20 protein-coding genes and 3 tRNA genes are annotated in these 22,251 nt (G+C 37.1%); 7 read left to right on the plus strand and 16 right to left on the minus strand.

Features of this window, described 5'->3' with window-relative positions; all coding sequences use genetic code 11:
• Positions 1 to 1,086, minus strand: coding sequence for an efflux RND transporter periplasmic adaptor subunit (locus ASG01_RS12655; protein WP_185097240.1), 1,086 nt, complete (start codon positions 1,084 to 1,086; stop codon positions 1 to 3).
• A gap of 120 nt (positions 1,087 to 1,206) precedes the next feature.
• Entirely contained in the window at positions 1,207 to 1,590 is a 384-nt protein-coding gene (locus tag ASG01_RS12660) for a hypothetical protein (protein ID WP_055864160.1), read from the minus strand.
• Between the two features lie 231 nt (positions 1,591 to 1,821).
• On the opposite strand from ASG01_RS12660, the gene ASG01_RS12665 reads away from it, so the two are divergent.
• A complete protein-coding gene (locus ASG01_RS12665; protein ID WP_055864162.1) occupies positions 1,822 to 2,199 on the plus strand; it encodes a hypothetical protein in 378 nt (125 codons plus the stop codon).
• 3 nt (positions 2,200 to 2,202) lie between these two features.
• Here the strand turns inward: ASG01_RS12665 and ASG01_RS12670 are convergent, their stop codons facing one another.
• The 8 genes from ASG01_RS12670 to ASG01_RS12705 all read right to left on the minus strand — a co-directional run bounded on the left by ASG01_RS12670 (position 2,203) and on the right by ASG01_RS12705 (position 12,386).
• Positions 2,203 to 3,240: an NAD(P)/FAD-dependent oxidoreductase gene (locus ASG01_RS12670; protein ID WP_055864164.1), complete on the minus strand. Its 1,038-nt coding sequence runs from the start codon at positions 3,238 to 3,240 to the stop codon at positions 2,203 to 2,205.
• Between the two features lie 60 nt (positions 3,241 to 3,300).
• A complete protein-coding gene (gldN, locus tag ASG01_RS12675) occupies positions 3,301 to 4,239 on the minus strand; it encodes a gliding motility protein GldN (RefSeq protein ID WP_055864166.1) in 939 nt (312 codons plus the stop codon).
• A 15-nt stretch (positions 4,240 to 4,254) separates the two neighbouring features.
• Entirely contained in the window at positions 4,255 to 5,847 is a 1,593-nt protein-coding gene (locus tag ASG01_RS12680; RefSeq protein ID WP_055864167.1) for a GldM family protein, read from the minus strand.
• A gap of 39 nt (positions 5,848 to 5,886) precedes the next feature.
• Complete coding sequence (gldL, locus tag ASG01_RS12685) at positions 5,887 to 6,579, minus strand: gliding motility protein GldL (RefSeq protein ID WP_055864169.1); 693 nt, start codon at positions 6,577 to 6,579, stop codon at positions 5,887 to 5,889.
• Between the two features lie 58 nt (positions 6,580 to 6,637).
• The gene (gldK, locus tag ASG01_RS12690; protein ID WP_055864171.1) at positions 6,638 to 8,050 is read right to left on the minus strand and encodes a gliding motility lipoprotein GldK; all 1,413 of its coding nucleotides are present in this window, start codon (positions 8,048 to 8,050) and stop codon (positions 6,638 to 6,640) included.
• A 108-nt stretch (positions 8,051 to 8,158) separates the two neighbouring features.
• Positions 8,159 to 10,012: a glutamine--fructose-6-phosphate transaminase (isomerizing) gene (gene glmS, locus ASG01_RS12695; protein WP_055864174.1), complete on the minus strand. Its 1,854-nt coding sequence runs from the start codon at positions 10,010 to 10,012 to the stop codon at positions 8,159 to 8,161.
• A 21-nt stretch (positions 10,013 to 10,033) separates the two neighbouring features.
• Positions 10,034 to 11,605, minus strand: a complete 1,572-nt coding sequence (locus tag ASG01_RS12700; protein WP_055864176.1) for a DUF4270 family protein — start codon at positions 11,603 to 11,605, stop codon at positions 10,034 to 10,036.
• 10 nt (positions 11,606 to 11,615) lie between these two features.
• Positions 11,616 to 12,386: a glycogen/starch synthase gene (locus tag ASG01_RS12705; RefSeq protein WP_055864178.1), complete on the minus strand. Its 771-nt coding sequence runs from the start codon at positions 12,384 to 12,386 to the stop codon at positions 11,616 to 11,618.
• 168 nt (positions 12,387 to 12,554) lie between these two features.
• Here ASG01_RS12705 and panC point away from each other — a divergent pair, with 168 nt between their 5' ends.
• Positions 12,555 to 13,400, plus strand: coding sequence for a pantoate--beta-alanine ligase (gene panC, locus ASG01_RS12710; protein WP_055864181.1), 846 nt, complete (start codon positions 12,555 to 12,557; stop codon positions 13,398 to 13,400).
• A gap of 96 nt (positions 13,401 to 13,496) precedes the next feature.
• On the opposite strand, the gene ASG01_RS12715 is transcribed toward panC, so the two are convergent.
• From ASG01_RS12715 to ASG01_RS12725, 3 genes are all read right to left on the minus strand, one after another.
• Positions 13,497 to 13,569, minus strand: a tRNA-Lys gene (locus ASG01_RS12715).
• A 68-nt stretch (positions 13,570 to 13,637) separates the two neighbouring features.
• Positions 13,638 to 13,720 (minus strand) — tRNA-Leu (locus ASG01_RS12720).
• Between the two features lie 34 nt (positions 13,721 to 13,754).
• A tRNA-Lys gene (locus tag ASG01_RS12725) sits at positions 13,755 to 13,827 on the minus strand.
• 116 nt (positions 13,828 to 13,943) lie between these two features.
• Here ASG01_RS12725 and ASG01_RS12730 point away from each other — a divergent pair.
• The gene (locus tag ASG01_RS12730; RefSeq protein ID WP_055864183.1) at positions 13,944 to 14,465 is read left to right on the plus strand and encodes a shikimate kinase; all 522 of its coding nucleotides are present in this window, start codon (positions 13,944 to 13,946) and stop codon (positions 14,463 to 14,465) included.
• On the opposite strand, the gene ASG01_RS12735 is transcribed toward ASG01_RS12730, so the two are convergent.
• Positions 14,455 to 14,889 carry an RNA-binding S4 domain-containing protein gene (locus ASG01_RS12735; RefSeq protein WP_055864185.1) on the minus strand — a complete coding sequence of 145 codons (435 nt, stop codon included), beginning with the start codon at positions 14,887 to 14,889 and terminating at the stop codon, positions 14,455 to 14,457. The two genes, ASG01_RS12730 and ASG01_RS12735, sit on opposite strands and share 11 nt — an antisense overlap.
• A 54-nt stretch (positions 14,890 to 14,943) precedes the next feature.
• On the opposite strand from ASG01_RS12735, the gene ASG01_RS12740 reads away from it, so the two are divergent.
• Positions 14,944 to 15,684, plus strand: a complete 741-nt coding sequence (locus ASG01_RS12740; RefSeq protein ID WP_055864187.1) for a hypothetical protein — start codon at positions 14,944 to 14,946, stop codon at positions 15,682 to 15,684.
• Positions 15,685 to 15,745: 61 nt separating this feature from the next.
• Here the strand turns inward: ASG01_RS12740 and mtaB are convergent, their stop codons facing one another.
• Entirely contained in the window at positions 15,746 to 17,092 is a 1,347-nt protein-coding gene (mtaB, locus tag ASG01_RS12745; protein ID WP_055864189.1) for a tRNA (N(6)-L-threonylcarbamoyladenosine(37)-C(2))-methylthiotransferase MtaB, read from the minus strand.
• A 156-nt stretch (positions 17,093 to 17,248) separates the two neighbouring features.
• Between mtaB and ASG01_RS12750 the strand changes: the two genes are divergently transcribed.
• Both ASG01_RS12750 and glgP read left to right on the plus strand, forming a co-directional pair.
• On the plus strand, positions 17,249 to 17,584 hold the full coding sequence (locus ASG01_RS12750; protein ID WP_055864191.1) for a nuclear transport factor 2 family protein: 336 nt from the start codon (positions 17,249 to 17,251) through the stop codon (positions 17,582 to 17,584).
• A gap of 152 nt (positions 17,585 to 17,736) precedes the next feature.
• On the plus strand, positions 17,737 to 19,398 hold the full coding sequence (glgP, locus tag ASG01_RS12755; RefSeq protein WP_055864192.1) for an alpha-glucan family phosphorylase: 1,662 nt from the start codon (positions 17,737 to 17,739) through the stop codon (positions 19,396 to 19,398).
• Positions 19,399 to 19,454: 56 nt separating this feature from the next.
• Here glgP and ASG01_RS12760 read toward each other — a convergent pair whose 3' ends face one another.
• Positions 19,455 to 19,925 carry a hypothetical protein gene (locus tag ASG01_RS12760; protein WP_055864194.1) on the minus strand — a complete coding sequence of 157 codons (471 nt, stop codon included), beginning with the start codon at positions 19,923 to 19,925 and terminating at the stop codon, positions 19,455 to 19,457.
• A 116-nt stretch (positions 19,926 to 20,041) separates the two neighbouring features.
• Here ASG01_RS12760 and ASG01_RS12765 point away from each other — a divergent pair, with 116 nt between their 5' ends.
• Entirely contained in the window at positions 20,042 to 22,171 is a 2,130-nt protein-coding gene (locus ASG01_RS12765; RefSeq protein ID WP_055864196.1) for a S9 family peptidase, read from the plus strand.
• Positions 22,172 to 22,251: the final 80 nt, after the last annotated feature.

Here is a 22,251-nt window from a genome sequence, read left to right on the forward strand (position 1 = left end):
CTACTCTGCTTTTAATTTCAAAGACTGAAGAACTTTCTTCGGATCCTGATATTTTACCTGAACTTTTTGATCGTCTTTTACTTTCTGCACACCTTCCAGCAAAATTCTATCGTTTGCCGAAATTCCTGAAGCAACTACGTAAACATCCGGCAACTCGTACGCAATTTTGATATTTTTTGATCTTGCCACACCGTCTTTTCCAATCACGAAAACATATTTCTGATCCTGAATTTCATACGTTGCTTTCTGTGGAATGATGAGCGCTTTATTTAAAGGTAAAGTCATGCGAACTTTTCCGGTTTCGCCGTTTCTGAGAAGACGGTCAACATTCGGAAATTTAGCACGGAATGCGATATTTCCGGTTTCATTATCAAATTCACCTTCAATGGTTTGAATCACACCTTGCTGCGGAAAGCTTTCGCCATTTGCCATAATCAGTGAGACCTGATTATTGCCACGATCTGCCGCATGCATTTGATAACTTAAATATTCAGGCTCAGAAACATTAAAATAACTGTACATCGCGGTGTTGTCTGAAAGCGAAGTCAAAAGATCACCTTCATCAATAAGACTTCCCAGTTTCAAAGGAATTCTGTTGATCATTCCGGAAAACGGCGCTTTAATATCAGTAAATGACAAGTGAATCTGAGCCAGTTTCATCTCGGCATTTGCAGCATCAAGTTTTGCTTTTGCCATCGATCTTTCATTTTTAGATACAATGTTGTTGTTGGAAAGCGTGGTGGCATTTTTCAGTTCAATATTCGCCTGTTCAACTTCAGCTCTCGCTTTCATCAATTCTGCCTGATACAATTGCGGCATAATTCGGAAAAGGGTTTGTCCGGCTTTCACATATTGACCTTCATCCACATATATTTTTTCGAGGAACCCTTTTTCCTGCGCGCGGATTTCAATATTTTTTACAGACTGAATTTGGGCTACGTAATCTTTGTTGATAATCGTATCCATCACCACAGGCGTGGTCACAGGATATACAGTTTGCTCTTCTTTTTCTGCCTTTTCTTTGTTGCAGCTGTAAAGGAAAGCCATTGTGCAAAAAACAGCACAGGTAACAACTCGTTTAATCATGAGGAGTGTATAATTTCGTTAAAATAGTTTGAAGACTTGAGAATTGGGCTGTTACCTAAAATAAGATGCACAGCAAAATGCTTTCAGGAAAATTCTGAAAGAGTAGAAAGAATTAAAATTCTAAACTCTGATAGAGCGGATGAAAATGAATTTTTTTACAGAATATAAAAGCGAAAAAGCGCTGTAGAATTGATTTGCGCTTTGCTGTACTGCAAAAATAAAAGAGTAAAGAAGACCAAAAACTGTTGCGAAAACAGCCAGTTCTTCGATAGAATCAGCGATCTGAAAGCTGTCTTCTTCCAGTTCGATAAGTGAAGAACTTCCTGTGGAAGCCGCCGAAGCAGTGAGTTTCGCAGAATTGTTTGCGCCTGCTCCCGAAGTTTTTGGAAGACTGTGCGAGACTTTCCCCTGAAAATTTTTGTCGACTGTTTTCACATTCAGTTTACTCTCTACTACGAATAGCAGAAAGAGAACGGAAAAAAAGTAAACAACGTAATTCTTCATTTGATGGGACAAAGGTAAGTCTTGCCATTAAGCTTTGAAAAAGGATTAACAAAGTTTAACTCTAATTTAAAATGAATAAAGACAGTTTTTGGAATAAGAATATCATTATGATAAAATGAATCGATATATTAAATTTTGAATAATTAATAATAATTTATAAAATTTTAACATTTTTTAATCAAAATACTGTAACTTTACCGCACCAAAATAAACCGCTTAAAAAACACTAAAATGAAAAATTCATTCCTTCTCGCAGTATTCTGTCTTATAACACTGCAATGCACCCATTCTACTCAGGAAAGCCCGGCTGAAAATATTCAAAAAACTCAAACTGCCAAACCAAAAATTGCTGCTGAAGTTTTTCAGGATGACTTTGGAGATAAACTTGAAGTGTATCGTGACGAAAACGAAAAAAAACTGAGCGTAAAATTTGGCGGTAAAGTGTACGACCTAAAAAAAGAGTTTGAGAGTGCTAGCTTTTCCACCAGTGATAACGTCTATCAGTTTACAGAAACGAAACGCGAGATCACTTTTATGAAAAAAAACATTGGAATGGTGTTATTTCACGGGAAGAAAAATGCTGCTTATAACAAAATTGCAGCCCAATAATTTTTAATGCTTAAATCTTTCTAAAGATACTTCTGAAGGTAAATCGAGACCGTTTTCTAAATGATTATAAAGGATTTTTGAAAAATAACATCCGTTTAAAATTCCGCGTGCCCCCAAACCATTAAAAACTGCGAGATTTAAAAACTTTGAATGTCTTCCGATAATCGGACGCCTGTCTTTCACCGTTGGGCGAAATCCTACCTTCACATCTACAATCTCAAAAGAATGCGGATAAATTTCTTTCAGACCGTTTAATAACTGTAAAACCGCTGCCTCATCAACATTTGGATCTGCGGCATCTCGATCATATGTTCCTCCATAGAAATACAGATCATCTTTCAGCTGGAAAAAGAAATGCTTTTTCTTAAAAGTAAAATGCTCATCCAGAGGTTTGCTCAGGCAAACTTTTATATGATGACCTTTGTTTGCCTGCACCGGAATTTCACTGAAGAATGGATTGTTTATTACAGACATTCCTTCACAGAAAACAATTTTTGAATAATGATATTTTTTGTATGTTGATTCGGTCGGATTCATTTGAGAATAATCGAATCTATCTCTGATTAAGTTACCAGCATTTTCATGATAACGATGTAAATCTCGGAAAAAGTCACTCACATTCAGACGACCGGACTGTATTACTTCTCCACTCTGATAGGGATTAGTGATATCATCAAAACTTCTAAAAATACAATTTAAAAAAGCTTTCAAATCTTCATGAAGCGCTTTTTTAAGCCAAATGCTTTTTTCGTTTTCATCATGAAATATCCGATGAACCTTCTCATTGATAAAATAGTTCTTTCCAGTATATAACGCGATTTCAGATAAAACGAATTGAAGGTCACCAATCTGTTCCTGAGCTTTCCAGAAAGTTGTAAATTTCTTTAAAACAACAGGATTTATAATTCCTGCAGAAACTTGTGAAGCACTTTTCTTGGCTTCAGAAAAGATCCTGAAACTTTTATTGCGCTGAAGGAGTTGATGAGCAAAAAACATTGCAGCATAGCCATCTCCTACGATAATATAATCTATATCTTCCAATTTACGAATAAAAAAACCTGAGTAAAAATACTCAGGTTTTTGTTAAATATCAAGTGAAAATTAATAATTCCACATATCGTTTTCCATCTGAAGAATTTCAGCTTTGATACGGTCACTTTCTTCAATCTGCTCTTCAGCATTTCTTGGAATGTAATCTTTAATCAAACCGTCACCTGTACCGTTTGATGACTTGTAAATCACAGAAGTAAATCTTCTGGCATTGATTAGATCATCAAATGAAAGGTCTGCAGAAGAATTATTTTTATTAAATACATAGTTGTTTGCTAAAATATCTCTCGCCTTCGGATAATAAACCCAGAAAAGATCAACTAAATCATTAGCTCCTTCCATCAAGTTTCCGTTAGCATCCAATCTGTTCAAAGAAGATGGATCTGGTCCTAACGCTGCTATACCTAGAGGTCGATATTTCATCTGACCATCTCTCTTATCAATATACCACATACCGAACATCTTCAATGCTTTTACTTTGTCTGTCGTAGTGACAATTTTGTCGGTAAGTCTTGTTTTTTCTTCTTCTGTCAGTTGACGACCTGTATTTAGAATTTCGATAGCTCCATCATCCATTCTTATACTCTCCAGTTTTTTACGAATACCTTCTGGTGTCGATTTAGTTGAAAAGTCTTCGTCTTCGTAAACTTCTTCAATTTTACCTTCTAATGCAGCATCCAGTAAAATAGAATACAGAGATCTGGTTGTTTTAGACTGCAAACCATTGGGATTATCATAATAAAACGGTTGGTTTATTTTATCATTAAGATCTATAATCTCCCAAACAAACATACTTTTTAATACATCTTTGTCATCTACAAAGCCATATTCTAGTGGGGTTACTTTATTACTAATTACAGTATCACCAACTTTTCTCATGTTTTCAGCTCTCATTTGTCTGAATTCTTCTGGTGAAGAAGCATTTAAGATTGTTTGAGACAGGGCAAAACCTGAAACCAAAACTAATGCACTACTAATATATTTTTTCATAATAAATGCTTTTAATTATTGAACATTAATTGTCACTGGCGAAAGTTCCTTTAACATCTGATTTCCAAGTCCTGTTGCAGTAACTTTAATATCATAAATCTGAACCACATCTCCAGGTCTAAGATTTTTAATTAACCCTTCAGCAGAAGATAATGAATTGCCTTGAATCATAGTTCCTGCTCTTCCAGGTAGTTTTAAAATAAAGCTATTAACTGTAAATGATACAGGGAAGTCGAAATCTGGTAAAGCTGCAGTTACAATCTGGTTACCAATTGAACTAGCTGGCATAAAGTTCACACTTTTACCTCTAATCTGCCCTTGTGGTTTAGGAATACCTTTAATTCTGTATTCAAATACTTCAGAAACAGTTTTACCCGTTGGATCTGTACCTGATAGTGTTAATTTGACTGTAGTTCCAGTAGTAGGAATAACATTCCATTTTCCTTTACCCGTATTCTTAACAACAGCACCCGGAGCGGAAAGTGAAAGTTTAGCATTATCAGCACCAAGGATAGATCCAGTAACTGGGTTTTCTAAACCTCTGTACATCACGTTCATCTTATCAGCTGAAAGTAATAGACCTTTTTCTAATTTCACCTGCTGAGGTCCTGCGATCACATTATACGTATGTGTGAAAGGGAATTGCTGCGCTTTTCCTGTTGCATCAGTTAAAGTAATATTTCCACTGATAGTTCTTTCACCCAAACCACCTGTATTTAACGGAAGATAACCTTTACCGTTTTCAGTTCTGCTTACACCGCTAATTGCAATTTTATTACTGTTGGAATATGTTCCTAACATTACAACAGCTTCTGCCTGCTTACCAGACTGAATGTCTGAAGGAGCAGAAACAATCGCTTCATACTGATTAAACTTAATGCTTGCATCAACTTTTTCCTGAAGCATCAAAGCTAAAGCATCAGATTGAATGTTTCTGGCATCGTTCTGAATAATTCCAAGATTTGAAATCGCTGCAATCAAAGGCTGATTGTAGAATTTATTCTGGAACCATGTTTTACCGTTTGGAGATTTTCCATTAGCATAGCCGGTAATCAAAGATTTATTGGCTCTTTCAACCAATTTAAGCAATTGTGGATTAGCTCCGAATGTATTTACAATATACGCACGAACATCGTCCATTTTTCTTTTCAGTTCGTCAGCGTTTTTAGAAACTTTAGTTTCATCGCCATCGTTAAAGAAATAAGCAGTTGTCGCTTCATTGTTATTTAAAGCTGCAAAATTCTCGCTTACTTCAGCTTTTTTCCCGGTTTTAGGATCAATATCTTTAAACTCTGACTGCTTTTTAAGTGTCGTTTTGATTTGTTCTGCTGATGCTACCAAAACGTTGATCTTATCTCTCATTACTTTGTACTGCTCCCAAGGCTGAGCATAAGTATCCGGTACCTGCTGAGCTTTTGCTTCCAAAGTTTTTTCGAAAATATCTTCATTTTTTTGCTCTGTAAGAAAACGTGTTTCGTTCAAAGCTGTTGTAGAATCGTAATATGATCTGATGATTTCAACATCGATGTTTAGGGCCATCATCGCAATGAACACCAGATACATCAGGTTGATCATCTTTTGACGAGGCGTCTGTTTTCCTTTTGCCATTATTCTCTTTTCTTTATATACGTTTATTAATGGATAGGATTACGATTTCATTGCAGTTAACATACCACCATAAACTCTGTTTAAGCTGTTCAAGTTTGTGGTAAGACCTTGCAATTCTTGGTTGAATTTTTCTGAATGTTCAGCAGATTTCTGCATATCATCAACGTACTTCTTAGCAAAATCTGACTGTCTTTTGCCGTTCTCAAGCTGCATTGCATAAAGAGCATTCATGCTTTCCATATGCGAAGCTGCTTTGTTTAGTTGATCGTTATATTTGTGAGTAGATGCAGAAACGTCTACCGTTTGGTTGATTTGATCTACAGAGTTTGAGAATTTATCGATTCCTGTTCTTAATCTGTCGAATAACTGCACATCAAGTTTTGCATCCTGAAGCATTTTATCCAGTTTAGAAGAAAGAGAATTTTCAAGCTCAGCAAACTGTGCGTTCATATTCTTTCCTGTAACATTTGAGTGCAGCGGATTTGGATTGGCATTCTTATCCAAAAGTTCCGGATACACATTTTCCCAGTGGTAAGACTCTTCAGCTGCTGGAGGGTCAAACGCGAAAATAATAAAGATAATAGCCTCTGTAACCAAACCTACTGTAAGCGCAAGGTTACCATTGATAGGGCCAAATGTAATGTGCGTAATTTTAAGCCAAGCTCCAAGAATTACGATTGCTGCACCGAATGAATAGAAGAAGTTCATCCATGCATCTTTAGTCTTAAACATATAATTTAGTTTTTTTAAATATTAAAGTGAAAATTGAAATTGATAAAAAGAATGCAGGTTATCTGTTAACTCTCTTAGCTTTTACTGCAGCATCCGGAATGTCTTGAACCGTTCTGAAACCGATATAGCTTCTTGCAGAATCTTTTCTTTCCCAGTCTCTAGAGCCAGACATTAGCATATATCCAACATCTTTCCAAGAGCCGCCACGTACACCTTTTCTTGTATCTATCTTATCTTTAGTTGACGGATTCAAAGTTGAGGTAAATCCGTAAGAAGAATTGCTATATCCACTTTCTGTCCATTCTGAAACGTTTCCGGCCATATCAAATAAACCGTAACCATTCTTTTTGAATTTTTTTACTGGAGCTGTGTAAACGTAAGTACCTTTCACATCATCTTCCATATAATTACCTCTTTTTGGCTTAAAGTTTGCCAGATAACAGCCTCTGTCATCCATCAAACCAGGTCCACCCCAAGGATAAGGTGCATTTTGCATGCCTCCTCTTGCCGCATATTCCCATTCGATCTCAGTAGGAAGACGGAAAGACATTGGTCTTTGCTTTCTTCTTTTTAAACTTTCGTTATAGTCTGATTTTAACTTAGATCTGAAATAACAGTAAGCTCTAGCCTGATCCCAGGTAACTCCTACCACAGGATAATCTTTGTAAGCTTTGTGCCAGAAATACTGCTCGAACAAAGGCTCATTATATGCAAAGTGGAAATCTTTTACCCAAACTGTCGTATCAGGATAAATTGCGATGCTTTCACTTTTAAGGTAATTTACACCTCTTTCGTTATCAGCGATTGCAGCGTCCATATCTCCCCACTGATATGTATATTTTAATTTACTAACATCTAGAATTCTTTCACTACCCACTCTTGAAGAAGCCGGAAGATACATTGATTCTAAAACCTCAGCATATTCTACATCCGGGTATTTTGAAGTATTCCAGTGCAAAGGAATTTTCCAGTCTAATCTTTTTGATGCATCAAAACCATCTCCACCACCTTGCGCTTCAAGATATTCCTGGTAAGGTGTAAGATTTTCTTCTTTCTTAGCAAGATAAGCATAGTCACCGATGCTCTGTCCTTTGCCACCGCCTTCACCACCTTCTCCGGCAGCTTCAGCAAGCATAGTTCTTGCGATAGAATCTCTTACGTAATTAATGAATACACGATACTCCGCGTTTGTAGTTTCAGCTTCATCCATAAAGAATGAATTTACCGTAACAGTGGTAGCAGGTGCTTTTTCAGGATTGTTGGTAGGATCCCAATCAGTCATACCCGCAACGAAAGATCCCGCAGGAATAGCTACCATACCAAACGGTCTTTCAGCTACAAATGATTTTGTTTTTTCTCTCGGTATCAACTCTCCTTTTGTTCCGGGCTTCCCAACAGAAGAAGATCCACCACCTGAACAAGATACTGATGCTACTGATGCAGACAATAATAAAAGAAATATCCTTTTCATGTTAATTTTTATAATTAAGCCGTAAATATATAATTTTTTTAAGAAACTTTTAAGGTTTTTTTCTAATTAACGAAAAAAACCTGAATTTATTTTATTTGTAAAAAATCTCTACTCTACCGTGACAGATTTTGCAAGATTTCTCGGCTGGTCAACGTTTGCACCTCTGTAAACCGCAATATAATAGGCAAGTAACTGCAATGGCACAGATGCAACGATTGGAGAAAAACATTCGGAAGTTTCAGGGATTTCGATAACATAGTCTGCCATTTCACTCACCTGCTTATCACCTTTGTTTACAACGGCGATTAATTTTCCTTTACGTGCCTTGATTTCCTGCACATTACTTACAATTTTATCATAATGACCTTTTTTAGGAGCGATAATTACGATCGGCATATTCTCATCGATTAATGCGATCGGTCCATGCTTCATTTCTGCCGCAGGATAGCCTTCTGCGTGGATGTAAGAAATTTCTTTCAACTTTAAAGCACCCTCCAAAGCCGCCGGATAATTACAGCCTCTTCCTAAATAAAGGAAATTTGTTGCATTGATAAAATCCTTCGCAATTTCCTGAGTAAGTTCGTGTGTCGATTCCAAAACATCTTCAATCTTCTTAGGAATTGCATTAAGCTCAGCAATCAGATTCATAAACTCAGCATTCCCAAGATTACCGTTATGTTTCCCCAGTTTTAAAGCAATTAAAGAAAGAATGGTTAGCTGAGCAGTGAAAGCTTTTGTAGAAGCTACTCCGATTTCCGGACCCGCATGAGTGTAAGAACCGGCATCTGTGATACGTGCTATAGAAGAATCTACTACGTTGCAAATACCATATATAAATGCACCTTTTTCCTTAGCTAACTTTAAAGCTGCCATTGTGTCTGCAGTTTCTCCAGATTGGGAAATTGCGATGACAACATCTTTATCGGTAATAATCGGATTTCTGTATCTGAATTCCGAAGCATACTCTACCTCAACAGGAATTCTCGCGAACTCTTCAATTAAATACTCTCCAATCAATCCCGCATGCCATGAAGTTCCGCAAGCGATAATGATAATACGGTTTGCATTCTTGAATTTCTCCATGTGATCCCAGATTCCGGCCATTTTGATAACGCCTTCTTCTACGATCAAACGGCCACGCATCGTATCGTGAATTGATTTTGGCTGTTCAAAAATTTCTTTAAGCATAAAATGCTCGTAACCGCCTTTTTCAATCTGCTCTAAGCTCAGTTTCAACTCCTGAATTTCAGGAATAATTTTTGAGTTTTCGATGATTGTACGGATATCAACTCCTTTTTCAAGCGAAATAATAGCCATGTGACCTTCTTCGAGGTAAATCGCTTCTTTAGTAAATTCAACAAAAGGCGATGCATCTGATGCAATAAAATATTCATTTTCACCAATACCAATTGCAAGCGGAGAACCTAATCTTCCTACCACTAAAACACCCGGATAATCTTCGTGCATTACGGTAATTGCATAAGCACCATATACCTCATTTAAAGCAAAGCGAACCGCCGTCGGAAAGTCTGTTTCTGCATTTAGATCCATAAAATACTGAACCAGATTGACAAGAACTTCTGTATCTGTCTCAGATTTAAAAGTAAAACCTTTACCGGTAAGCATCACTTTAATGGTATCGTAGTTTTCTATAATTCCATTATGCACAATCGCAATTTTGCCATTGTTAGATACATGCGGATGCGAGTTTCTGTCACTCGGAACGCCGTGTGTCGCCCATCTTGTGTGGCCCATGCCTATGTGAGCAGTTCCTTTTAAATTTGATGAAATATTGACAAGATCTTCTACCTTTCCCTTAGTTTTTTCAACTTCAAAATTATTTTCTTTTCCTTCAAGCACGATTCCCGCACTGTCATAGCCTCTATATTCTAATCTTCTGAGACCGTTGATGACAATGTCGTACGCATCCTGAAAACCCGTATATCCTACAATTCCGCACATTCTATTATTGTGTTTTTATGATTATTTTGTTCCGTAAATGACGCGAAGTTTTACGCGTTTCGCATTCGTTAATGGTAGATTTCCTGAACCTACAAGCTGTATACGTTCCACTGCGAAAGGTCTTGTAGTAAGATTCCAGTTTATCAAAGCATTATTATTCTGACTTCTGATAAAATCTCCTATATCAATTCTAAGATTTTTATTTTCATAGCCATTTCCTTCTTCGATAATACTCTTAACTGTTTTTGTAATAATAAAATCATAGTAAGCAGGATTTTTTTCTAAATCATAAGCGCGCAGATAAGCAAATCCAGGTACTACAGCTGCATAATCTTTAAGATCCAGTGTAAATCCAGATTTTCCAGTTAAATTATTAGTCTCAACTATTGTCAGGACATTTGGTTTGCGGTAGCTATTTTTCCACGTTATCTCGTCTGTATACAGTCGCACTTTAGCATTAATAACAGCTGCTTTATTTTGGCTATACATCAATTTTAAAGAATCAAGGGTTGCGGGGGGAAATTTAAGTCCAACAGAAGGTCCGCCCATTCCCTGCAGAAACAATTTGTTATCTCCAGTTGTTGTATTTGGAGTAGCGCTCACATAGTTTGGAAACTGAGATCCAGCTCTGTTATACTGATAACTTCCTGCATGAACATTTCCTGTACCCAAAGCCAATTTAAATGTATTCTGAGGTCTTAAATTGGTAGTACCTTCAATCTTATCATTTTTATAATAAAGTACAATTTCCATATCGGCAGGATTGATCTGAAACAGATATCCATCGCTCTCGTCCACAGAAATTTTGATTCCTCTGAAATATCTAATAAAGTTGGCCACTTCTTTAAGCTCTGGCTGACCTTTCTTATTGATAATCTTATTCTGAAAAAATGTCGCGTCGAGATTTACGCGAATATCATTCGTAGACGTGAAAATCGCAGAATTATCAGAATCTTTCGTGATATTGACAGAAGTAACATTTCCATTAAAAACTTTTGTACCAAGTAGTGTAGTAACTGGAAAATCTTTATTAGACAAAATAGAATCTTCTGTTCCACCAAGAAAATCTTGAAGCTCACTGACTCTCAGAGTAAAATTGGGCACTGCACCATTTATCTTCGCTCTCCCGTATTTTCTGACAGGCGAGGTTGAAAACACTTTTTTGGCAGCAACAGTACCGACAGGATATATGTAATTTTCGTCTGTTGTCGTTTTCAATGAATCTGTACTTGCTTCAAAAACCGGTTTTAAAACCAATACAGCAGAATCCATCACCGCGTTCGCTCCAAAATCAGGATTATAAGTTGACAAACGTGCCTGCGTGATATAAGAAGCCTTCTGCAAACCAAATTGTGACTCATTAAAAGCACCCAAAGTTCCTAAAGTAAGCCTTGCTGCATCACTGCGGATCGCATCACCATTATTTATATTATAGGCAATCATCCCAAAACTTAGTTCTTTGCCAGTTGCACCGTCGCCATCGAAAAGCTGTACCCCAAAATTATCCGCTTCCGGTTCACAGTTGTATAAAAGCACACTTCCAAAAATCACCATCAAAACAGTGGTGAATATTTTTTTGAAATTATAAATCATTAAAATATATTTAGTAAAGTTTATTAATATTTTCCAAATCCAGATATTCAGATTTTGGAGTTTCGCTTTCGTTAAAAGCTTTGTCTAAGTCACCATCCAGAAACTCATCGCCTTTCACAATTGCATCTACATAGCTCATGCTTTCAATCACAAAACTTTCAAAACTGGGATTTTCTAACGCTTTTAAACCTGAAATATTATCAAACTTCAGTTTATCAGAAATTTTTGCATCCAGCGCAGCATTTTTCTCATTATATAGTGACAAAACTATTTTTGCATCTTTGAAATAGGCATCAGACTGGTAATATGTTTTAAGATAGATTGGCACAAAAGAAGCCATCCAGCCATTCAGGTGAATAACATCCGGAACCCAATTTAGTTTTTTAATGGTTTCAATTACGCCGCGTGCAAAGAAAATCGCGCGTTCGTCGTTGTCTTCAAAAGCATTTTCTTCGTCGTCGAAATAATACTGTTTTCTCTTAAAATACTCTTCATTGTCGATAAAATATACCTGAAGTCTCTCACCAGGAAGGGACGCAACTTTGATGATCAGTGGCTGATCGAGATCATTGATAATAATATTCATCCCCGAAAGACGGATCACCTCGTGCAGCTGAAATTTTCTCTCGCTGATCTGGCCAAACCGAGGCATAAAAACCCTCACATCATTGCCTTCGCCATGCATCTTGAGCGCCATTTTGTTTACCACCGAGCCTAAATTTGTATCTTCTTGGTAAGGGTACATCTCTGTGGTAATGTACAGTATTTTCTGATTGGGCATATATTTTTCTTATCTAATTTTAAAAATTGCTGAATGCGCAAAATTACAAAAAAACATCCAACATTATTCTAATTAACAATTTTTTACAACTGCAACGCCGTCAAACTGAAAATAACGCACACGGTAAGGTGATATTTTGCTATTTTTGAATAACATTAAAATAACATCATGGAAGTCTTCAGAAACAGGAAAACCCTGCAGGATTATATAGAAAGACAAAAAGAAATGGGTAAAAGAATAGGATTTGCCCCGACGATGGGCGCGCTGCATGAAGGCCATCTGTCCTTATATAAAGAAGCCCGAAATGAAAACGATCTTGTTGTCTCTTCGGTTTTTGTAAATCCTACACAATTTACGAATGCTGAAGATCTACGCAAATATCCGAGAGATGTAAATCGCGATCTCATGATTCTGAAAAATTCGGGTTTTGTGGATGCAGTCTATCTGCCGGAAACTATAGATATTTATCCGGAAAAAACAGAAAGTAAAAAGTATAATTTTGACGGTCTGGAGAATGAAATGGAGGGAAAATCTCGACCAGGACATTTTGATGGCGTCGGAACCGTCGTAGAAGAACTTTTTCGGCAGGTAAAACCTGATAATGCTTATTTTGGTGAAAAAGATTTTCAGCAGTTGGCCATTATTAAAAAAATGGTTGAAAAAAAGAAAATTCCGGTCGCCATTAAAGGTGTAAAAATCTACCGTGCTGAAAATGGCTTGGCATTAAGTTCACGAAATCAGAGACTTTCAGAAAACCGAAGAAACACTTCCAAAATTATTTACGAAACATTAAAGGATGTGAAAATTTGGTTTAAACATCTTTCAGCTAAAGAAATCACAAAAAAAGTAGAAGAAGTTTTTGATGATCAACCGGGAATGTTTTTGGAATATTTCATGATTGCTGATGAAAACAATTTGCACGAAGCAACTGCCTTTCATTCAGGAAAAAAATACCGTGCTTTCATCGTTGTAGTTGTAGACGGTATTCGCTTGATTGATAATATGGAACTTTAGAATATTATACAAAAATCAAAGGCTTCCGGAGGGAAGCCTTTGAACACCAAATCACAAAATATTAATATGAAAAAAATTTACCTTTCAGTAAACTTGTGACCCGGCTGGGATTCGAACCCAGGACCCATACATTAAAAGTGTATTGCTCTACCAGCTGAGCTACCGAGTCGGCCACAATAGATAATGTTTAAAATAAATTGAATCTACAAAAACATCTCTCATGTAAAAATTTTGCAGTGCCTGCGACTGGACTCGAACCAGCACATCCTTAGGAAACCACCCCCTCAAGATGGCGTGTCTACCAATTTCACCACACAGGCGAAAAAAATTACCCGAAAGTAAATTTTTCTGATGTGACCCGGCTGGGATTCGAACCCAGGACCCATACATTAAAAGTGTATTGCTCTACCAGCTGAGCTACCGAGTCGGCCACATTATTACCAAGTTTCACCGTTGTGTAATGTCCCTTGTTTTTAGTGGTGCAAAGATAGAACATTTTTTAATTTCTCAAAACTTTTTCGCAAATTTGTTTAAAATAAATCTATGATTATTTCACTCGTCGGATACATGGGAAGCGGCAAATCTCACATTTCCAAAATTTTAAGCCAAAAACTCAATTTCCGTGTGATAGACCTAGATCGCGAGATTTCTTTACAAAACAATCTGAGTATTGCTGAAATCTTCGAAAAGCGCGGCGAAATCTACTTTCGGAAAGTGGAAAAAGAAATTTTAGAAGTTATTTTGAATACTCAGGAAAATATTGTGCTCAGCGTTGGCGGCGGAACTCCGGTCTATTACAATAATATGGATACTATAAATGCGCTGTCCACCAGTGTTTTTCTGCAAACCTCTGTACCGATTCTTACCGAAAGACTTTTAAAACAGAAGGAAAAAAGACCTTTGATTTCCAGAATAGACGACGGAGACATCCCCGAATTCATCGCTAAACATCTCTTTGAAAGAAACGTCTTTTATTCTAGAGCTAAATATAAAGTCATTACAGATCGCAAAACTCCTGAGATGATCATTGACGAAATTATAAGTTTAGTCTCGCCTACTCTTTAGATTCTCCCGCATCTGACTCACCAAAAAAGTCGTCCCAATCGGTAAAGTCGCCTTCTACATCATTGCCTACGTAGTCATCCATTTCACGGCGGTCTTTCTTCGTAGGTCGCCCTTCGCCACGGTTTCGGTAATAATCCTGCGACATTTTACGCAATTTCAGAAGCTCGTACTGTTCTTTATCAGTCACATCTTTAATATGAAGCGGAACCAGCTTCGCGCCCATTCTACTTTTAGGAATTTCTAAAACCTTGATTTTATAATCAATCTGATTCTTGCGGATCTTTATTGTATCGCCAATTTTTACTTCGCGGGAAGATTTTACGACAGCGTCACCTATCTGAACTCTGTTTTTCTTTATCTCATCTGTTGCAAGTGTGCGGGTTTTATAAAAGCGAATACTCCACAAAAATTTATCTATTCTCATTATTTTTTATACTTTTGCCGTTATATTATTTGTAAAGTAATCAAAGTTTTTTAAATGAAAAAAATATTTTTATATATACTCGCGGGATCTCTCTGTTTTTCAGCTTGTAAGAAAGATGACGAGATAGAAACGTACAAAGAACCGGAAGATATCTCTATTCAGAATTCTTACGATGACATTTCAATTGAGAAGTTTTTAGGTGAAAACTATCTTGACGCACAGGGAAATATTAAAGCTTTCAGTGCGACAGATGCTTCAGATGATAATGAAACGAAGCTTAAAGATTTAAATCCGGCACCTGTTAAACTAAGCTCTGGGGTTATTTATATTGTAAGAAACGGTGCACAGCCAAACCCCGGAACTGAAATTAAAACTGAAAATGTAATGCGAATTATGATGAGGGCGAGAACATATCTTGCCGCAAATACTGATGGCAATACTGCTTTTTTTAATACATCAGACTTTGCAGGCTACAGCTCGTTAGACGGCAGCGGGACACCAATCGTTGATCCAGCTTTTTTTTATGCAAGGAAAGTATTAACTGATCTAAATCCTAGGAGCTACTATGAAATTGAGGGGTTTCAGGAAGCGATTACAAAATTCAGAGCTTTTGATTTAGATGATTCTGCCAATTACAACCTTCAGGGCGTGATTATCGTTCCTTCGCGGGCCGCTTTTGCGAGAGACAACCATTCTTCATTTGGTGTGCAGGGAACAAATATTTACCGAAACAAAACTTTTGTATTCAACTTTCAGGTTTACAAATCAAGGACTAGACTACCTAATGAATATTAAAAATAAAGAAGGCGTATCAATATTTGAAACGCCTTTTTTTTGCTTCATATTTAAATAAAATTTACACTTTCGCCAGAAACTCACTGAATAAATTTTCAACAGCGACAGAGCCGTCATCTAGGAGATTTTTAAGCGATACATTTTCAATTTCGTTTACGCTGTTTATATCATAATCTTTCGATACACGCACATAATTTTCAGTAAATCCATACATTTTTCCATTGCGGTTTTCATGCTCCCAAAGAACAGGTAATGTTTTCCCGATCTGCGAGCTGTAAAAAGCCATTTTTTTCTTTTCACTTAAAATTCTTAACATCTTATTGCGCTTTTTTCTTTCGAAAATCGGCACTTCACCCTCCATTACTGCAGCTTCCGTATTTTCTCTTTCTGAATAGGTAAAAACATGCAGATAACTTATCGGCAAATCATTTAAAAAATTATAGGTTTCCAAAAACAGCTCCTCGCTTTCACCAGGAAATCCTACAATTACATCAACACCAATCGCGGCTTGAGGCATCACCTCTCTTATTTTCAGAATTCTGTCGCGGTATAATTTTGTAAGATATCTGCGTTTCATCATTTTAAGCAGATAATCACTTCCCGACTGAAGCGGAATGTGAAAATGCGGTACAAAACGCTGACTTCTGGCGACCAGATCAATACTTTCGTCTTTCAGAAGATTGGGTTCTATCGAAGAAATTCTGATTCTTTCGATGCCTTCCACCTCATCAAGTTCTTTTATTAGATCTAAAAATGTATGCTCATGTTTTTTATTACCAAACTCACCTTTACCGTAATCGCCGATATTCACACCGGTAAGAACAATTTCTTTGATATCCTTTGATGCAATTTCTCTAGCATTGAAAACAACATTTTCGATGGTATCTGACCGTGAAATCCCTCTTGCCAAAGGAATCGTACAATAGGTACATTTGTAATCGCATCCATCCTGAACTTTTAAAAATGCTCTTGTACGGTCGCCAATCGAATAACTTCCGATAAAAAAATCGGTTTCTTCAATTTCACAGGAATGAATAATTCCAGAAGCGTGAGATTTCTGCAAATCATCAAGATAACTTAGAATGTTGAATTTTTCTTTCGCACCCAAAACCAAATCCACACCGGTGATCTGAGAAATTTCTTCCGGTTTAAGCTGAGCATAGCAACCTACAATTACTACCAGACCGTCCGGATTGGCTTTCATCGCACGTTTCACATGAAGTTTACATTCACGGTCAGCGTTTTCCGTAACCGAGCAGGTATTAATTACGTAGACATGTGCACGCTCTTCAAAATTTACCTTTTCGTAGCCTGCATTTGTCAGTTGGCGGGCAATAGTAGAAGTTTCTGCAAAATTGAGTTTGCAGCCAAGTGTGTGATATGCTGCAGTTTTGTTGTATATTGGCATGATATTTCGGTCGCTGAAATGCAAGTGCAAAGATAATCAAAAGAATTTTAGCTTAGAAAAATCTCAGAAAGCAAAATATATGAAAGATAAAACCGTTGTCGTAATTCACGCGTATATATTGAAAAGAAGTTGATGACGTGTAGAGTAAGCCAGTTCATGCAAGATTTAAATACATTAGATATAAATCTGATCGGTGAATGGTTTGTTGATGACAGTGAAATCTGGATTCCGCCTTCAAAAGAAATTTTCGGGAAAAGAAAAATTTTAATTTTATTCAGAGCTATTTTTAAACGTTACAGCACTTTGGAATGGTCGGTACAGAATATTTTTACTTTGGACGAAAATAAATTTATGTACCAGACCAAATCTTCAGGCATCATGAGCGATGGCAGAGATTATCAAAACGAGATCTGCACCATTATTCACTTTTCCACAAGTGGTAAAATCACTTTTTTATCAGATTATTTCAAGAATACCGAGATTTTCAATTAATTCTTACTTCTTAATATTCCTGTTTTTTTCGCGCCAAATTTAAATTTTCATAATTTTTGATTAAGTAATAATTCAGAAATTGTGAAATATACTTATGTATTACTATTTCAGACAAACCACTATTAATAAATCATAAAAAAACAACAGCGTACATGGATTTTAAAAATTTCAAGCTTCCCTACACAGCAGATGAAAAATACTCGCAAAAAGTTGCTTATTTCTCTATGGAATTTGCCCTAGAGCAGGTTCTAAAAATTTATTCCGGAGGACTGGGGTTTTTGGCAGGCTCTCATATGCGCAGCGCATACAATCTGAAGCAGGATTTAATCGGAATTGGTATTCTCTGGAAGTATGGTTACTACGACCAAAACCGAAATCACGACCAAACTTTACAGCCTGCGTGGACGAAGAAAATGTACAGTTTTCTAAAGGATACCGGCATAAAATTTCAGATCGACATTCACAGCTCGCCGGTTTGGGTGAAAGCGCTTTATCTCGACCCCGAAATCTTTCATACTGCACCGATGTTTTTTCTAACAACTGATGTCCCGGAGAATGATCATGTATCGAAAACCATTTCACACAAACTGTATGATGCCAACGAATCTACAAAAGTTGCACAATACATTCTTTTAGGAAAAGGTGGTGCGCAGCTCTTGGAAGAACTAAATGCCAACCGAGAAGTTTATCATTTGAATGAAGCACATGGCTTGCCAGCTGCTTTTCATTTGCTGAAAAAATTTGAGGGAAACATGCGGAAGGTTCGTGAGAAAATGGTTTTCACGACGCATACGCCTGAAGAGGCCGGAAATGAGAAACATCCTTTAAGACTTTGTCACGAGATGTCATATTTTTCCGGACTTGAAATTGAGGAGGTAAAAGAAATTATGGGCAGCAATGAAGACGTTTTCGATCATTCGCTTTGTGCACTAAAAATGTCGCGCATTGCAAACGGCGTTTCTCAGCTTCACGGTGAAGTTGCCCGCGAAATGTGGAGTAAATATCCCGGCATCTGCGAAATAAAATCGATTACCAACGCACAGGATTTCAAGTACTGGTCAGATAAAAAACTCTACAATGCGAAAGATGAAAATGATCATACTTCTTTTGATTACCGAAAGAAAACTTTGAAAAACCGTCTGTTTAAAATCGTTGCAGATCAGACAGGAAACCTACTCGATCCTGAAGTTTTTACGATTGTATGGGCAAGAAGATTTGCAGGATACAAACGTGCAGATCTACTTTTGCAGGACAAAGAAAGGTTTGCAAAACTTTTAAATAACGAAAAACATCCGGTACAGATCATCTGGGCAGGAAAACCTTATCCTATGGATTATTCTTCAATTTCGACCTTTAATACTTTGGTGGAAGAAAGCAACAGGTATACAAATATGGCGGTGCTTACAGGTTACGAACTTTCTCTGAGTAAATCTTTGAAACAGGGTTCGGATGTCTGGCTTAATAATCCGCGTGTGCCGAGAGAAGCTTCCGGAACATCGGGAATGTCGGCGGCAATGAACGGAACAATTAATCTGTCTACCGACGACGGTTGGATTCCGGAGTTTGCAAAACATGGCGAAAATGCTTTCGTCGTTCCTAAAGCTGATTATGAAAATCTCGATACGTATCAGCAGGATCAGTACGATATGAATGCATTATACGAGTTGCTAGAAAATGAAATTCTTCCTTTATATTACGACAACAAAGATGAATGGAGAAAAATTCAGCAGACCGCGATGGACGATGTGAAAAAACAGTTCAGCAGCGATAGAATGGCAGATGAATATTACGAACTGCTTTATAAAAATTCTTGATAAGAAAAACAAAAGCCCTGAAAATTTCAGGGCTTTTTTATTTTTAAAAAATTTAATTATTTTGGAACTGATACTGCAAGTTCATAGACTTTCGCATGTTTCAGATATTTTGAACGTTCTCTGGAAGTAACAGATTCTAAACGGTCATTTTTTAAAACAATAATCGGATCTTCTGTATTTTCAATCTCAAAATTTGCGATGTAACGCTCGTCTGGCGGTGACTGTGTGAGTTTTGCTTTTATCTTCTGAAGCTCGTCTGCATAATCTCTGAAACCGGGATCTGAAGAATGAACAAACTTATATTCATCACCCGCATTTACATAATAATGCAGTTTTTTATCAATTAAACCTGCTTCAGTAGATATCACAGGATTGTCATTTCCGTCTTTAAAAGCAACTTCTACAAGCTTTCCGCCCAATTCGCCGGCATGCTTTTCTGCATCTGCATAACTTCCAAATCCCGTATACAGGGTTTGATCTTCGAGGTCATATTTGTTTAACTTCTGGTCGTAGTCATTAGTTTCCATGATTATATATTTTTTTGTGAAAATGATGATTCAATTTGTCTGCCAAATTGCAATATAGGCAAGCTTTCGGTAAAAAATATGCTAAAATTGCTATCTTTGAAATCCATACTTAAACAATGAAAAAATTTCTTATCACACTCAGCCTGGCCGCAGCGTTTTACAGCGTCTCTGCACAGGAAATCACTTTAGATAAAATATACTCGGGATATTACCGCGGCAAAGGTATTTCAGGAATCACGTCCATGAAAAACGGCGAAAATTATCTTGTGATCGAACCTTCCGGCTTGGCCAAATATTCTTACAAAACTTCACAGAAAGAAGGAAATTTAGTTGACGGAAGTTTTCAGAGCTACGAATTTTCTGATGACGAATCGCAGATTTTACTTTTAAAAGCAAGCGAGCCGATCTACCGTCATTCTTTCCTTGGAAAATTTGATGTAAAAGATTTAAAATCAGGAAAAACCATGACTCTGAATGAAGGAAAATTTGTGCAGGAGCCCAGATTTTCTCCAGACGGAAAAAAAGTGGCTTTCGTTGCTGATAACAATCTGTTTTATCAGGATTTAGCTTCAGGAAAAATCACACAGATTACAACTGACGGCAAAAAAAACAATATACTGAACGGTCTTGCAGACTGGGTTTACGAAGAAGAATTCGGTCATGCGAGACTTTTTGAATGGACAAAAAATTCGGATGCGATTACTTATGTGAAATTAATTGAAACCGAAGTTCCTGAAATTTTCATCCCGATCTACGGCAAATCTCTGTATCCGACCGAAATGCGCTATAAATATCCTAAAGCCGGGGAAAAAAACTCGGTCGCTTCTGCACATATTTTCAGGCTTGATAATGCTAAAAACATGACCGTGCAGCTTCAGGATTTTAAAAATTATTACATTCCGGATGTTTATCAGACCGCTAATGCTGACGAAATTGTACTGATCACATCCCAGCGTACGCAAAATGCTTCAGATGTTTTAAAACTGAATACAAAAACCGGCGCTGTAAAAAAACTTTTTACGGAAAGCGATGACAAATGGTTAGATACTGATAATGTTAGCCTTGAATTTTTGGACGATAATTCATTTCTTTGGGGAAGTGAGCGCGATGGTTTCCGTCATTTATACTGGTATGATAAGGATGGAAAGCTGAAAAAACAGGTAACAAAAGGCAATTGGGAAGTGACCGAATATTATGGCTACAACCCAAAAACGCAGGAAATCTTTGTACAGACTACCGAAAAAGGAAGCATCAATAAAGTGGTCTCTAAAATAAATATCAATACCGGAAAATCTCAGCTAATTTCTGCTGCAGAAGGAAATAACTCGGCGAGCTTCAGCAAAAATTTTAATTATTTTATTGAAACTTCATCCAGCGCAGCAAAACCTTACACTTTTGTATTGAAAGATGGCAACGGAAAAATGCTGAAAGAACTGCAGAACAACAGCGAAATGCTGAAAAAACTGGAAGCTGATAATTTTACGGTAAAAGAATTTATGACGATTCCGAATGAAGCAGGCGATCAGATGAATGCGTGGATTATTAAGCCTAAGAACTTTGATCCGAATAAAAAATATCCGCTGTTTATGTACCAGTATTCAGGTCCGGGATCGCAGCAGGTCGCGAATTCCTGGGACGGCGGAAACGCGATTTGGTTTGAAATGCTCGCTCAGAAAGATTACATCGTCGCGTGTGTAGACGGCCGTGGAACCGGTTTTAAAGGAGCGAAATTTAAAAAAGTTACTTATAAAAATTTAGGAAAATATGAGATCGAAGATCAGATCGCAGCTGCAAAATGGTTTGGAAATCAAAAATATATTGATAAAACGCGTATCGGAATTTTCGGATGGAGTTTTGGCGGATATATGGCAAGTCTTGCAATGACGAAGGGTGCCAACGTTTTTAAAACGGGGATTGCTGTAGCGCCGGTGACCAACTGGAGATATTATGATTCTGTGTATACCGAAAGATTTTTGCTCACGCCGCAGGAAAACCCGGCCGGTTATGACGAAAATTCTCCAACGACATATGCAAATTTACTGAAAGGAAATTTCTTGCTGATTCACGGAACTGCCGATGATAACGTACATTTTCAGAATTCGATGGAGTTTTCTGAGGCGTTGATTCAAAATAAAAAACAGTTTGATTTTATGGCGTATCCCGATAAAGATCACGGAATTTATGGCGGACAGACGCGACCGCAGCTGTACAAAAAAATGACGGATTTTATTCTGGAGAAACTTTAGAATTTATTTTAGAAAATGTAAACCGCAGCAACTGTTGCGGTTTTTTTGTGAAATTTAAACAGAAATCATTTTAAAATTTT

This window comes from Chryseobacterium sp. Leaf180, assembly GCF_001424585.1.
Lineage (GTDB): Bacteria > Bacteroidota > Bacteroidia > Flavobacteriales > Weeksellaceae > Chryseobacterium.